This is a genomic window from Parviterribacter multiflagellatus, assembly GCF_056863265.1.
The window spans coordinates 346958-360740 of record NZ_JBXPIZ010000001.1 but is presented as its reverse complement, the minus strand read 5'-3'; the positions used below and the strand labels follow the sequence as shown (position 1 = coordinate 360740).

Annotated in this window: 10 protein-coding genes; 6 read left to right on the top strand and 4 right to left on the bottom strand. The window is 73.5% G+C overall.

Features of this window, described 5'->3' with window-relative positions; genetic code table 11:
- The first annotated feature begins 19 nt into the window (after positions 1 to 19).
- Positions 20 to 1621, top strand: a complete 1602-nt coding sequence (locus tag AC1UE5_RS01610) for a RecQ family ATP-dependent DNA helicase (RefSeq protein ID WP_482920311.1) — start codon at positions 20 to 22, stop codon at positions 1619 to 1621.
- Here AC1UE5_RS01610 and AC1UE5_RS01605 read toward each other — a convergent pair.
- Together AC1UE5_RS01605 and AC1UE5_RS01600 are read right to left on the bottom strand one after the other, a co-directional pair.
- Positions 1618 to 2280, bottom strand: a complete 663-nt coding sequence (locus AC1UE5_RS01605; RefSeq protein WP_482920310.1) for a response regulator — start codon at positions 2278 to 2280, stop codon at positions 1618 to 1620. The two genes, AC1UE5_RS01610 and AC1UE5_RS01605, sit on opposite strands and share 4 nt — an antisense overlap.
- Complete coding sequence (locus AC1UE5_RS01600; protein WP_482920309.1) at positions 2268 to 3515, bottom strand: sensor histidine kinase; 1248 nt, start codon at positions 3513 to 3515, stop codon at positions 2268 to 2270. Before AC1UE5_RS01600 ends, AC1UE5_RS01605 begins: the two co-directional genes overlap by 13 nt.
- A gap of 133 nt (positions 3516 to 3648) precedes the next feature.
- On the opposite strand from AC1UE5_RS01600, the gene AC1UE5_RS01595 reads away from it, so the two are divergent.
- Genes AC1UE5_RS01595 through AC1UE5_RS01580 form a run of 4 tightly spaced genes read left to right on the top strand, consistent with a single transcriptional unit; the run spans position 3649 to position 8802 of the window.
- Positions 3649 to 4548 carry an ABC transporter ATP-binding protein gene (locus AC1UE5_RS01595; RefSeq protein WP_482920308.1) on the top strand — a complete coding sequence of 300 codons (900 nt, stop codon included), beginning with the start codon at positions 3649 to 3651 and terminating at the stop codon, positions 4546 to 4548.
- Positions 4548 to 5360 carry an ABC transporter permease gene (locus AC1UE5_RS01590; RefSeq protein ID WP_482920307.1) on the top strand — a complete coding sequence of 271 codons (813 nt, stop codon included), beginning with the start codon at positions 4548 to 4550 and terminating at the stop codon, positions 5358 to 5360. The genes AC1UE5_RS01595 and AC1UE5_RS01590 overlap by 1 nt, the downstream gene beginning before the upstream one ends.
- Entirely contained in the window at positions 5360 to 6688 is a 1329-nt protein-coding gene (locus AC1UE5_RS01585; protein WP_482920306.1) for an acetyl-CoA hydrolase/transferase family protein, read from the top strand. The genes AC1UE5_RS01590 and AC1UE5_RS01585 overlap by 1 nt, the downstream gene beginning before the upstream one ends.
- 53 nt (positions 6689 to 6741) lie before the next feature.
- Positions 6742 to 8802: a putative bifunctional diguanylate cyclase/phosphodiesterase gene (locus AC1UE5_RS01580; protein ID WP_482920305.1), complete on the top strand. Its 2061-nt coding sequence runs from the start codon at positions 6742 to 6744 to the stop codon at positions 8800 to 8802.
- On the opposite strand, the gene AC1UE5_RS01575 is transcribed toward AC1UE5_RS01580, so the two are convergent.
- Positions 8799 to 10415 carry a putative manganese-dependent inorganic diphosphatase gene (locus tag AC1UE5_RS01575; RefSeq protein ID WP_482920304.1) on the bottom strand — a complete coding sequence of 539 codons (1617 nt, stop codon included), beginning with the start codon at positions 10413 to 10415 and terminating at the stop codon, positions 8799 to 8801. The two genes, AC1UE5_RS01580 and AC1UE5_RS01575, sit on opposite strands and share 4 nt — an antisense overlap.
- A 95-nt stretch (positions 10416 to 10510) precedes the next feature.
- Between AC1UE5_RS01575 and AC1UE5_RS01570 the strand changes: the two genes are divergently transcribed.
- The gene (locus AC1UE5_RS01570) at positions 10511 to 12682 is read left to right on the top strand and encodes a molybdopterin-dependent oxidoreductase (RefSeq protein ID WP_482920303.1); all 2172 of its coding nucleotides are present in this window, start codon (positions 10511 to 10513) and stop codon (positions 12680 to 12682) included.
- A gap of 206 nt (positions 12683 to 12888) precedes the next feature.
- Here the strand turns inward: AC1UE5_RS01570 and AC1UE5_RS01565 are convergent, their stop codons facing one another.
- Positions 12889 to 13776 (bottom strand): EamA family transporter, encoded by an 888-nt coding sequence (locus AC1UE5_RS01565; RefSeq protein ID WP_482920302.1) that lies wholly within the window; start codon positions 13774 to 13776, stop codon positions 12889 to 12891.
- Positions 13777 to 13783: the final 7 nt, after the last annotated feature.

Below are 13783 nucleotides of genomic sequence, written 5' to 3'. Positions count from 1 at the left end.
GAAACGGTCCGTTGAGCTGGTGGCTGAGGAGAAGCTGGGCTTCGCCTCGCTGCGCCCCGGCCAGCTCGAGGGCGTGCAGTCCGTGGTGGCCGGCAAGGACACGCTCTGCGTCATGTCGACGGGCTCCGGCAAGTCCGCGATCTACCAGATCGCCGGCTTCCTCCTCGACGGCCCGACGGTCGTCGTCTCGCCGCTGATCGCGCTGCAGCAGGACCAGATGGAGGCGGTCGAGGGCGAGGCCGCGGTGCTCAACTCGACGCTGTCGGAGAGCAAGCGCGAGGAGGTGCTGGAGGACGTCGAGGACGACGCCGTCGAGTTCGTGCTGCTCGCCCCCGAGCAGCTCGCCAACGAGGAGGTGCTGGACGAGCTGCGCGACGCCGGGATCTCGCTGCTCGTGGTGGACGAGGCGCACTGCGTGTCGCAGTGGGGCCACGACTTCCGCCCGGACTACCTGCGGCTTCCCGGGGCGATCCAGGCGCTCGGCCGCCCGCCGGTGCTGGCGCTGACGGCGACCGCCGCGCCGCCGGTGAGGGAGGAGATCGTCGAGGTGCTGCAGATGCGCGATCCGAACGTGATCGTGCGCGGGTTCGACCGGCCCAACATCCGGCTCGAGGTCGTCCGCCACGAGGACGCCGAGCGCAAGCACTGGGCGGTGGTCGACCGGGTCGTGGAGGTCGCCGGGCCGGACGCGAACGGCATCGTCTACTGCGCGACCAAGAAGGGCGCCGAGGAGCTGGCCGCGCACCTGGTCGAGCGCGGCGTGCGGGCGGCGCACTACCACGGCGGGCTGCGCGCGAAGGAGCGTGCCGCGCGGCAGGACGCGTTCATGGAGCCGAGCGGCGAGCTCGACGTGATGGTCGCGACGATCGCGTTCGGGATGGGCGTCGACAAGCCCGACGTGCGATGGGTCTTCCACCACGACATCAGCGAGTCGGTCGACTCCTACTACCAGGAGATCGGCCGCGCGGGCCGCGACGGCGAGCCCGCCGACGCGGTGCTCTTCTACCGGCCGCAGGACCTCGGGCTGCGGCGCTTCTTCGCGTCCGGGCGGGTCAAGCACGACGAGCTGGAGCAGGTCGCGCAGGCGCTGCTCGTCCACCGCGAGCCGGTGCAGCCCGGCGAGCTGGCCGACGAGCTGCCGATCTCCGACACGAAGCTCGCGACCGCCGTCCAGCACCTGGAGGAGGCGGGTCTGGCCCACGTGCGCGACGACGGCGCGATCGAGATCGATCGCGACGCGGACCTCATCGAGGCGGTCGAGCGCGCCGACGAGGCGGAGGAGCAGCGCCAGGAGTTCGACCGCTCGCGCGTCGAGATGATGCGCGCGTACGCCGAGACCGACGGGTGCCGCCGCGCGTTCGTCCTCGGCTACTTCGGCGAGGCCTACGACCCGCCCTGCGGCAAGTGCGACGTCTGCGAGGCACGCCCGGAGGAGGTCGCGGCCGCCGCCGACGACGACTCCCCCTTCGCCGTCGGCCAGCGCGTCACCCACGACGAGTGGGGCGCGGGCACGGTCGGCCAGGTCGAGGACGGCAACGTCACCGTCGTCTTCGACGCCGTGGGCTACAAGACCCTCGGCATCGACCTGGTGCTCGAGCGGGGCCTGCTCGAACCGGCCTAGGTGTGGCCCGCGTCGTGCGCCAGGAGGGCGATCTGGACGCGGTTGTTGAGGTCGAGCTTGGTGAGCAGGCGGGAGACGTGGGCCTTGACCGTCGCGACCGACATGTAGAGCTCCGCGCCGATCTCCGCGTTCGACTTGCCCTGGCCGATCGCGACCGCGACCTCCAGCTCGCGGTCGGTGAGGCAGGCCAGGCGGGCGCGAGCGGTCGACGCGCGGTCCTCGACGCCGCCGTCGGCGACGTGCCCGATCAGGCGGCGCGTCACCGCCGGGGAGAGCATCGCCTCGCCGGCGGCGACGAGCCGCACGGCCTGGACGATGTCCGCCGGCGGGGTGTCCTTCAGCAGGAACCCGCTCGCGCCCGCCCGCAGCGCGCGCAGCACGTGGTCGTCGGCGTCGAACGTCGTCAGCACGATCACCTCGGGCGCGTCCTCGCCGCCGGCCCGCAGCGCCTCGGTGGCGGCGAGGCCGTCGACGCGCGGCATCCGGATGTCCATCAGCACCACGTCGGGGCGCAGCTCCGCGACGGCGCCCGGGACCTCCGCCCCGTCGGCGGCCTCCCCCACGATCTCCAGGCCGTCGGCGCCCGACAGCATCATCGTCAGGCCGGCGCGCACGAGGGCGTCGTCGTCGACGAGCAGGACGCGGATCACGCCGGCCACGGAAGCCAGGCCTGCAGGGTGAAGTCGCCGGTCGGCTCCACGCCGTGCCGCAGGCGGCCGCCCGCGAGCGACGCGCGCTCGGTCAGCCCGATCAGCCCGGTGCCGGCGCCCGGGATCGCCGGGCCGGTCGACACGACGCCGGCGAGCACCGACGACCGGTTGCGGATCGCGACCTCCAGCCCCTCGCCCGGCGCGCCCCAGACGCGGACCGTGACCGCGGCGCCCGGCGCGTGCTTGCGGGCGTTGGTCAGCCCTTCGGTGACGATGCGCAGCGCCGTGCGGCCGATCGACGCGGGGACCGCGGACAGCTCCGGGATCGCGATGTCCGCGTCGAGCTTCATCCCCGCCTCGCGGGACTCGGCGATCACGCACGGCAGGTCCGCGAGCGTCGGCTGCGGCCGCTCGGGCTGGTCGGGCCGCTCCGGCGCGTCGAGGCCGTCGCGCAGCACCCCGATCACCTCGCGCAGGTCCTCCAGCGCCTGGTGCGCGCTCGCGCGGATCACCCCGGCGGCACGCGCGACCTCCTCCGGCGGCGCGTCCGGGCGGAACTCCAGCGCGCCCGCGTGCAGCGACAGCAGCGAGATGCGGTGCGCGAGCACGTCGTGCATCTCGCGCGCGATGCGCGCCCGCTCGGCCGACCGCGCCTGCTCGACGCGCAGCTGCTGCTCGCCCTCGGCCCGCTCGGCCCGGTCGCGCAGCGACACGACCAGCTGCCGGCGCGCACGGACGAACATCCCCCACGCGAGCGTGATGCCGGTGACGAACGCGACGAAGAACCAGAACAGCCACCAGGGCTCGTCGTCGGGCTGGGGGTGGACCTGGATGTAGACCGGCAGCGTCGCCGTCTGCGCCGCCGCCACCGCGAACGCGACCGGCCACCGCCGGTGGACCGCGACCGTGAAGAGCAGCACGAGCGAGGCGGGCCCGGCCGCGGCGGAGAACGCGGTCAGCGGCACCCCGGCGAGCGCGATCGCGACCGGCCAGCGCCGCCGCCACCACAGCGCGACGGTCAGCGCCACGCCCCCCACGACGTCGGCGAACAGCAGCTCGCCGCCAAGGCGGTTCTCCGTCTCCTCGATGCCGACGAACAGCGCCGCGAAGAAGAGCACGAGGCAGAAGACGACGACGTCGACGTACCAGTCCCGCGCGGTGCGGCGGACGCGCCCGGCGTCGGGGTCCGGCACGAGCACGCCGGGCAGGAGCCGTGGATGCTCGACGGCGCCGTGCGTGCCCATGGCCGGGAAGGGTAGGTGCTCCATAGCGCCCCGCCCACCGACCTTGGTCCATTCCTCAGGCCGACTTCGGTCGGGTCGACCGTGGCCCCGCGGCCGATTGTCGTGGGGCGCTCCAACCGGGATCCTGGAGACCATGATCGCTGTCGAGCATCTCTCAAAGCGCTATGGCGACCAGCTGGCCGTCGACGACGTGTCCTTCACGTGCGAGCCCGGCACGGTCACCGGCTTCCTCGGCCCGAACGGCGCCGGCAAGTCCACGACGCTCCGCATGCTGACCGGGCTCACCGTCCCGACGTCCGGCCGCGCGACCGTCCATGGCGTCCCCTACTCCCAGCTGCCCAACCCAGGCCGCCACATCGGCGTCCTCCTCGACGCGTCCGCCCAGCACGCGGGCCGCACCGGCCGCGAGACGCTCACGCTCTCCGCGATGACGCTCGGGCTCGACGCGAGCAAGGTCCCGGCGCTGCTCGAGCACGTCGGCCTACCGCCGTCGGCCGCCAAGAAGCGCGTCGGCACCTACTCGCTCGGCATGCGCCAGCGGCTGGGGATCGCGCAGGCGCTGCTCGCCAACCCGTCGGTCCTCATCCTCGACGAGCCGGCCAACGGCCTGGATCCGCAGGGCATCCACTGGATGCGCGGGCTGCTGCGCGACTTCGCCGACCGCGGCGGCACCGTCCTGCTCTCCTCCCACCTCCTGCATGAGATCGAGGCGGTCGCCGACCGGCTCGTCGTGATCGGCGGCGGGAAGATCGTCGCCCAGGGCACGAAGGAGGAGCTGCTGGCCGGGCGCGGGATGCTCGTGCGCGGCCTCGACCCCGACGAGCTCGGCCAGGTCCTGGCCCGCGCGGGCCTCGACGCGACCCGCACCAACGACGACGCGTTCCTCGTGGACGCGGAGCCCGAGGCGATCGGCCGCGCCGCGGCCGCCGCCGGCACCGTCCTGCTCGAGCTGCGGCCCGCCGAGGGCGCGCGCCTCGAGGACCTGTTCCTCCAGCTGACCGCGGCGCCGGAGCCGCAGGGGATCGCCGCCTGATGTCCGCCACCGCCACCCCCACCTCGCTCGCCGCGCCGACGCGCGACGCGCTCCTCGGCGAGCCCCGCCCGTCGCTCGGCAGGCTCACGAAGGTCGAGCTGCGCAAGGCGTACGACACGCGCGCCGGGTTCTGGCTCCTCACCACGATCGCCGCGATCACGCTGCTGATCCTCGTCCTCTCGGTCCTCGTCTTCGAGGTCGAGGACCAGCGCTTCGAGATCCTGATCCAGATCATGCAGGTGCCGACGGGCTTCCTGCTCCCGGTCGTCGGCATCCTGCTCGTCACCAGCGAGTGGTCGCAGCGCTCGGCGCTGACGACGTTCACGCTCACCCCGAACCGCTGGCGGATCGTCGCGGCGAAGGCCCTCGCGCTGACCGCGCTGACCCTCGTCGCGATCGCCATCACGTACGTCGGTGCGGCGATCGGCACCGCCGTGAGCAGCCCGCCGGAGGCGTTCACCGACGGGTTCAGCAACATCCACAACGTCCTCGCCACGCAGCTCGCGGCGTCGTTCGTCGGCTTCGGCTTCGCGCTGCTGTTCCTCAACTCGCCGCTGGCGATCGTCCTCTACTTCGTCCTGCCGACGGTGTGGATGATCCTGGTGAACACCGTCCCCGGCCTCGACAGCGTCGCCGACTGGCTCGACCTCAACAGCACGAGCGGCGCGCTGCTGCCGGCCGGCGGGGACGGCGAGGACGGCGCCACGGTCACCGGCGAGGAGTGGGCGCAGTTCGGCGTCTCGCTGCTCATGTGGCTCGCGCTGCCGCTGGCGGCTGGCCTGGCGCGCCTGCGCCGTGCTGAAGTGAAGTAGTGCAGCCGGAGCAGGTCCTCGACCACATCCCCGCCGGCGCCGACGTCATCGTCCCGATGGCGAACGGCGAGCCGGTCACGCTGCTCGACACCCTCGAGGCGCACCACGAGCGCCTCGAGGGCGTGCGCGTGCACCAGATGCACGCGCTCCACGAGCGGCCCTACATCCACGGCGCGTACGGCGACCGCCTGCGCCACGTCAGCTACTTCCTCTCCGCCGCCACCCGGCAGGCGTACTGGGAGGGCGGGTGCGACCTCGTGCCCGCGAACTTCAGCGAGATGCCCGCGCTGCTGCAGCGCTGCACGAAGTCCACGATCGTCCTGGCCGCCGCGTCGCCGCCCGACAAGCACGGCCACTTCAGCCTCGGCACGAACGCCGAGTACGTCGCGCGGCTGATCGGGCGCGTCCCGTTCTTCCTCGAGGTCAACCCGCAGATGCCGCGGACGATGGGCCTCAACCAGATCCACACCACGCAGACGGTCGGGTGGATCGAGGCCGAGCGGGAGCTGGTCGAGGTGCCGCCGGCGGTGCCGGACGAGCGGGACGAGGCGATCGCCGCCCGGATCGTGGAGCGCATCCCGGACCGCGCGACGCTCCAGGTCGGCATCGGCGGCATCCCGAACGCGGTGCTCGCGTCGCTGACCGGCCACACCGCGCTCGGCATCCACACCGAGCTGCTCGCCGACGGGATCATGGACCTCGTCGAGGCCGGCGTCGTCACCGGCACGTACAAGCGGCTGCGCCCGAACAAGGTCGTGACGACGTTCGCGATGGGCACGCGGCGGCTCTACGACTGGATGCACGAGAACTCCGCGGTGGAGCTGCTGCCGGTCGACGAGGTCAACGACCCGCGCGTGATCGCCGCCGAGCCGCGGTTCGTCTCGATCAACGCCACGACCGAGGTCGACCTGTACGGCCAGTGCGCGTCCGAGACGATCGCGGGCCGCTACTGGTCCTCCAGCGGCGGCCAGGCCGACTTCGCGCGCGGCGCGATGTACAGCGAGGACGGGCAGGCGTTCGTCGTCCTGCACTCGACGACGCGCAAGGGCCGCTCGCGCATCCGCGTGGCGCTCACGCCGGGGTCGATCGTGACGACGCTGAAGAACACCGTCGACAACGTGGTGACCGAGCACGGCCTCGCGGAGCTGCGCGGGGTCTCGCTGGCCGAGCGGGCGCGACGCCTGATCGCGATCGCCGCACCCGAGCACCGCGAGGCGCTCGAGCGCGAGGGCCGCTCGGCGGGCGTGCTGCCGCCCGGCGGGGTCGCGTTCCCCCACGCCCCCACGGACGGGACGCGCCTCGAGCGTCCGTCCGCGCCAACCGGATGAATCCGCCGATCGGCCGATGATGATCGGCAGTCATCGACCGATGACCTGGGTCGATGATGGCACCCATCCGCAGTCGTTCGTTCGCGCACCGCCTGGTGAGCTCGCTGGCGATGATGGTGCTGCCGCTGATCGTCCTGGCGGGGCTCCAGCTCGCGCTCGGGCGGCAGGCCGCGGACCGCTCGGCGGACACGGCTGACGAGATCGTCGCCGAGAGCACCGCGCTCGGGGACGCCCGCACCGAGGTGGGCGAGCTGGAGGCCGACGCCGTCCGGGTCTTCATCGGCCGCGACGGCGCGCGGCTGCGGCTCACGCGCCAGCGCGAGCGCGTCATCGCGGCGATCGACGCCATCGAGCTCGACACGCGGAAGGAGCGCGCGATCGTCGGGCGCGCGCGGACGCAGATCCTCCTCGGCTTCGCCGAGCTGCGCGGCCTGCGCGGCGCCGGCGTCCCGGACGCCGAGCAGCTCACCCGCTTCCACACGCACGTCTACCGGGCCGTCACCGCGCTCGCGCACGCCGAGCGCATCGCCGTCGCCGAGGTCGAGCACGATGCCGCAGTCACCGACCGCGAGCACCACCGCGCGACGTTCACCCTCCTCGGCCTGCTGGTCCTCACCGGCCTCACCGCGATGGTCCTCGGCCGCCGCCTCGGGCGCGACCTGCGCCGCGGCCTGCAGCCCCTGCGCGAGGCCGCCCGCCGCGTCGGCGCCGGCGACCTGCACCACCGGATCGACTCCCAGCGCGACGACGAGCTCGGCGACCTGGCCGACGCGTTCGACGCGATGGCCGCCAGCACGCTGCGCGCGCACCAGGAGCTCGTCCACCAGGCGCGCCACGACGCGCTCACCGGCCTGCCGAACCGGACCGTCCTCGTCGACCGCGTCAAGCACGCGTCGGCGCGCGCGCTGCGCGAGCGGCCCGACCTGCAGCTCGGCCTCGTGCTGCTCGGCCTCGACGACTTCAAGGCGCTCAACGACACCGTCGGCCACGAGGCGGGCGACGCGCTCCTGCGCACCGCCGCCAAGCGGCTCAGCGCGGAGGTCCGTCCCGGCGACACGGTCGCGCGGCTGGGCGGCGACGAGTTCGCGGTCCTGCTCGAGGAGCTCTACGACCCGTCCGAGGCCGTGCTGGTGGCCGAGCGGCTCGTCGCGGCGCTCGACCAGCCGCTGGAGTTCGAGGGCCGCGAGCTGCGCGTGACCGCCAGCGCCGGCGTCAGCACCGCGCGGGCCACCGCCGCGGACGCCGACGTGCTCCTCCGCGACGCCGACGTCGCGATGACGCGCGCGAAGGCCGAGAGCGCGGGCAGCCACCGCGTGTTCGAGACGTGGATGCAGGCCGACGTGGCCGACCGCGTCCGGCGCATCGGCGAGCTGCGCACCGCGATCGCCGAGGGCCAGCTCGAGCTCCACCACCAGCCGATCGTGCGCATCGGCGACGGCGAGGTCGTCAGCCTGGAGTCGCTCGTCCGCTGGCGCCACCCCGAGCGCGGCCTCGTGCCGCCGAACGACTTCATCCCGCTGGCCGAGGAGACGGGCCTCGTCGTCGAGCTCGGCGCGTGGGTGCTCGGGCAGGCGGTCGAGGACCTCTGCGTGCTCAACGCCGCGCGCGAGACGCACGGCGCCGCGCCGCTGTCGGTGAGCGTCAACGTCTCGCCCCGCCAGCTCCACGATCCCGGCTTCCACGACGTCGTCGCGGCGGCCGTGGCGCGGCTGGACGGCCGCGGCGAGCTGCTCATGCTGGAGGTCACCGAGCACGCGTTCGTCGACGACGCCGACGAGGCGCGCGTCGTCCTGGAGCGGCTCCGCGCACTCGGCGTCCGCGTCGCGATCGACGACTTCGGCACCGGCTGGTCGTCGCTCGCGTACCTGCGCCGGCTGCCGGTCGACGTCCTGAAGGTCGACCGCGCGTTCCTCACCGTCGACGAGCCCGCCGTCGTCGAGGCGATCGTCGGGCTGTCCCGCACGCTCGGGCTGCGCACGGTGGCCGAGGGCATCGAGGACGACGAGCAGCATGCGCTGCTGCGCCGCCTCGGGTGCGACTTCGGCCAGGGCTACCGGTTCTCGCGGCCGGTCCCGCTCGACGACCTGCTGCCGCCGCTCGCCGCGGCCGCTTAGAACGCGCCGAGCAGCACCGGCGCGACCTGCTTCTTCCGGCTCATCACGCCGGGCAGGTCGACGATGCCGTCCTCGGCGTCCGAGCCGAACGCGCGCGCGACGCCTACGCGATCCCCCGCGACGAGCAGCGTCGTGCCCTTCTCGAGGATGTCGGTGACCATCAGCGCCATCACCATGTGGTTGTTGCGGTCGCGAGCCTTCGTGAGCGCGTCGAGCAGCTCGTCGCGCCGGTCGTCGAGGGCGGCGCCGACGGTCTCGATCTGCGCGATCGCGATCGTCCCGTTGCCGACCTCGTACTCCTTGGCGTCGCGCATGACGATGTCCTCGGCGGACGCCTCGGAGACGTCGGAGCCGGCCTCGAACATCTCGCGCCCGAACTCGGCGGCGTCGAGGCCCAGGCGCTCCTCGAGGTACTTGACGACCGCACGGTCGCGGTCGGTCGTCGTCGGGGAGTTGAGGATCACCGTGTCGGACAGCACCGCGCCGAGCAGGACCGTCGCCGAGCCCTTGCTGGGCTCAAGGTCGTCCTGGAGGAACCGCTCGACGACGAGCGTCGCGGTGGAGCCGACCGGGTCGAATGTCGCGCGGACGGGGATGCGCGTCTCGATCGAGCCGATGTGGTGGTGGTCGAGGATCTCGACGATCTCCGCCTCGTCGATGCCCGGGACCGACTGCGCCTGCTCGGCGTGGTCGACGAGGATCACCTTGCGCGGCTGGGGCCGCACGAGGTCCGAGCGCGAGACGACGCCGACCGGCTTGTCGTGGTCGACCGCGATCGCGGCGCCGTAGTGGACGTCCTTGATCGACTCCTGCACGTCGGTGAGCAGGTCGTCGGGGTGGACGGTCAGCGGCTTGCCGTCCATCAGCGTCGAGCACGGCGAGGCCAGCGTGATCATGCGGCCCGAGACGTAGCTGTCGAGCTTGGAGGTGACCAGCGCGGTGCCGCGCTCCTCGGCGAGCGCGATGATGTCGTCCGAGGGGCGCGCGCCGTTGGAGATCACGAGCAGGTCGACGCCGACCTCGATCGCGCGGCGCTGGGCGTCCTCGCGGTTGCCGACGACGACGGCGTCGCCCTCGCGGATGCCCGACGCCTCCCACTCGGCGTCCATCGCGTAGACCCAGACGCGGCCGGCGACGCGGTGGTCGGTGTTCGTGAGGATCTCGCCGTCGAGCGCCTCGGCGATCATCTCGACCGCCGTCGGGGCGTCGACCAGGCTGGACGCCTCGCGCGACTCGCGGATGTAGCGGCGCGCGAGCTCGCGCTCGGTCATGATCCCGGCGAGCTTGCCGTCGTGGTCGACGACCGGCAGCAGGTCGAGGTTCTCCTGGGCCATCGTGAGGCCGACCTGGCGGACGGGCTCCTCGACGTCGGCCTGGTCGAACTTCGTCTGCATCACGTCGCGGACGCGCAGCGACACGTGGGAGAGGAACCGCGGGGCCGGCACGCCGGCGCGCTCGAGGACCCAGGTCGTCTGGGCGTTCGGCTCGCCGAGGCGCACCGGCACGTAGTCGGTGTCGCGGTCGAGGCGGCTGCGGTACTCCGCGTACCCGATCGCGGAGGCGATCGAGTCGGTGTCGGGGTTCTTGTGTCCGGTGACGTAGACGGGGCGCACGAGGATCGTCAGAGAGTAGGAGGCGGCGGACGCCTGTTCGTGACGAACGTGACGTCTCCTTCCGACCGAACGGTCGTGCTGTTTATCATCCGCGCATGCGGACGGCCTACCGGACCTGCCCCTTCTGCGAGGCGACCTGCGGGCTGGAGGTCACGCTCGCGGACGACGACACCGTCGCGTCGGTGCGCGGCGATGCGGACGACGTGTTCTCCCACGGCTTCCTGTGCCCGAAGGGCGTGGGGCTGAAGGCGTTCCACGAGGATCCCGACCGGGTGCGGACGCCGCTGCTGCGCGACCCCGCCGCGCCGTCGGGCTTCCGCGAGGCGACGTGGGACGAGGCGTTCGCGGTCATCGCGGACCGGCTCCCGCCGCTGCTCGAGGCCGGCGGGCGCGACGCCGCCGCCGTGTACGTCGGCAACCCCACCGCGCACAACCTCTCGTCGCTGATCTACGGGCGCGTGCTGATCAAGGCGCTGGGGACGAAGCAGGTCTACAGCGCCTCGACGGTGGACCAGTACCCGAAGCAGATGGCGTCGGCGCTGATGTTCGGCGGCGGGTCGGTCGTGCCGATCCCCGACATCGACCGCACGCAGCACCTGCTCATGTTGGGTGCCAACCCGCTCGCCTCGAACGGCTCCCTCATGACCGCGCCGGACGTCCGCGGGCGGCTGGCGGCGATCCAGGCGCGCGGCGGCCGCGTTGTCGTCGTGGATCCGCGGCGGACGCGGACGGCGCAGGTCGCGGACGAGCACGTGCCGATCCGGCCCGGGACCGACGCGCTGCTGCTCATGGCGATGATCCAGACGCTGTTCGCCGAAGGCCTGGTGGACGCGCATCCGCTCGCGGACGGCGTCGAGGAGGTGCGCGCGCTCGCCGCCGACTTCACGCCGGAGGCGGTCGCGGACCTCACGGGCATCGCGCCGGAGACGACGCGCCGCCTCGCGCGGGAGCTCGCCGCGGCGGACTCTGGCGTGGTCTACGGGCGGATCGGGACGACGACGCAGGCGTTCGGGACGACGACGTCGTGGCTCATCGACGTGCTCAACGCGCTGACGGGCAACCTCGACCGGCCGGGCGGCGCGATGTTCCCCCTCGCCGCGCACGAGAAGCGGGGCAAGGGCTCCGGACGCGGCGCGCGGTTCGGGCGCTGGGTCTCCCGCGTGCGCGGCGCGCGCGAGGTGTTCGGGGAGCTGCCGGCCGCGTGCCTGGCGGAGGAGATCGAGACGCCGGGCGAGGGGCAGGTCCGCGCGCTGGTGACGATCGCCGGCAACCCGGTCGTGTCGACGCCGAACTCCGCCCGGCTCGCGGCGGCGCTGGAGTCGCTCGACTTCATGGTCTCGGTCGACGTCTACGTCAACGAGACGACGCGCCACGCGGACGTGATCCTGCCGGGGCCGTCGCCGCTGGAGAAGGCGCACTACGACCTCGCGCTGTACGGCTTCTCGGTGCGCAACGTCGCCAACTACTCGCCGCCGGTGCTGCCGGCGACGATGCCGGAGGAGTGGGAGACGCTCCTGCGCCTCGCGGGCGTCGCGGCGGGCGCGGGGCCGGCCGTGGACATCGCCGCCTTGGACGACATGGTCGCGGCGGACACCGCGGGCCGCGCGGGCGTCGAGCCCGATCCGTCGCTGCGCGGCCCCGAGCGCATCCTCGACATGCTCCTGCGCGGCGGCGCGTACGGGCTCTCGCTCGCGGACCTGCGCGCGGCGCCGCACGGCATCGACCTCGGCCCGCTGGAGCCGCGGCTCCCCGAGACGCTCAAGACGCCGACCGGCCGCATCGACCTCGCGCCTTCGCTGCTCGTCGAGGACGTCGAGCGGCTGCACGACGCGCTGGCCGCCGGCGCGGCTGACGACGGCGCGATGGTCCTCGTGGGCCGCCGTGACCTGCGCTCGAACAACTCGTGGATGCACAACCTGCCGAAGCTCGTCTCCGGCCCGCCGCGCTGCACGGCGTGGGTGCACCCCGACGACGCGGCCCGGCTCGGCCTCGCCGACGGCGCCGACGTCCGCATCGCCTCCCGCGTCGGCGAGATCGTCGTGCCGGTCGAGGTGACGGAGGACGTGATGGCGGGCGTCGTCTCGGTCCCCCACGGCTGGGGCCACGACGCCGACGGCGTCCAGCTCTCCGTCGCACGCGCGCACGCGGGGACGAACTCGAACCTCCTCACCGACGAGGAGACCCTCGAGCCCCTCTCGGGCACCGCGATCCTCAACGGCATCCCGGTCACGCTGTCCCCCGTCGAGGCCGCCGTCGCCGCCGTGTGAGCTCGGCGCAACATCCATCTCGTCGCCCTCGCGCGCCCGGATGGGGAGCTGTGCCGCGCCACGCGGCACAACTTCCACGGCGTCGCGATGGCCGCGACGGCTGGGAAGATGTGCCGCGGGCGGCTTCTCCGAGTTCACCGCGGTTCTGACGCGGGGGCGCGGCGGGGCGACGGTGCGATCGCCGGCCAGGAGCCCGATCAGCACCCTCACCCCGCCGGAACAGCCTCGACCTCGACCCGAGCCTCAGACTTGCCGTAACCGTGCTCGCGATGAAGGGCGACGCCGCCGATGACCAGCGCGACGCCGACGACCTCGCGGGTCGACGGGATCTGCGCGAGGACGACGATGCCGATGACGGTCGCGGTGGCGGGGAGGAGCGAGACGAGGAGCGCGTAGGTCGCGCGCGGGAGGGCGCGCATCGCCATCTGGTCGGACACGTACGGGATGACCGACGAGCACAGGCCGACGCCGACGCCGGCCGCCAGCGCGACCGGGTCGGTGAAGGCCGGCGCCGCGAAGGGCGCGGCGAACGGGGTCGCCGCGGCGGCCGCGACGAGCATCGCCGCCGCGAGGCCGTCGATGCCGGCGACGTGCGGGTCGCGCGAGGCGCGGTGCGCGAGCACGATGTACGCCGCGAAGAGCACGGCGTTCGCCGCCGCGAGCGCGACGCCGAGCGGATCGCCCTCGATCCGCACGCCGGTCAGCACGTACACGCCGCCCGCGGCGAGGACGAGCGCCGCGCCGTTGCGGCCGGTCCGCGCGCCCAGCGCCGCCAGCGCGACGACGGGCAGGAACTCGATCGCGGCGACGGTCGCCAGCGGCAGCCGGTCGATGGCGAGGTAGAAGCAGGCGTTCATGAACGCCAGGACCGCGCCCCACGCGAGCAGGAGGTCTCGGGTTGAGCGGGCGGCGGTCCGGAGCACCTGCCACGGGCGGCGCCACAGCGCGAAGACCACCGCCGCGCTCGCGATCCGCAGCCACGCGACGCCGAGCACGCTCACGCGAGCGAACAGCAGCACCGCGAACGCCGGCCCCAGGTAGTGGAACGTCGCCGAGACGACGAACCACGCGTGTGGTGGGACGCGTCGTGTCATGCGTCCA

Coding starts and splice junctions, on each gene's coding strand:
- AC1UE5_RS01590 (WP_482920307.1), top strand. CDS start 4,548: ATGTCCGCCACCGCCACCCCCACCTCGCTCGCCGCGCCGACGCGCGAC.
- AC1UE5_RS01570 (WP_482920303.1), top strand. CDS start 10,511: ATGCGGACGGCCTACCGGACCTGCCCCTTCTGCGAGGCGACCTGCGGG.
- AC1UE5_RS01580 (WP_482920305.1), top strand. CDS start 6,742: ATGATGGCACCCATCCGCAGTCGTTCGTTCGCGCACCGCCTGGTGAGC.
- AC1UE5_RS01565 (WP_482920302.1), bottom strand. CDS start 13,776: ATGACACGACGCGTCCCACCACACGCGTGGTTCGTCGTCTCGGCGACG.
- AC1UE5_RS01595 (WP_482920308.1), top strand. CDS start 3,649: ATGATCGCTGTCGAGCATCTCTCAAAGCGCTATGGCGACCAGCTGGCC.
- AC1UE5_RS01600 (WP_482920309.1), bottom strand. CDS start 3,515: ATGGGCACGCACGGCGCCGTCGAGCATCCACGGCTCCTGCCCGGCGTG.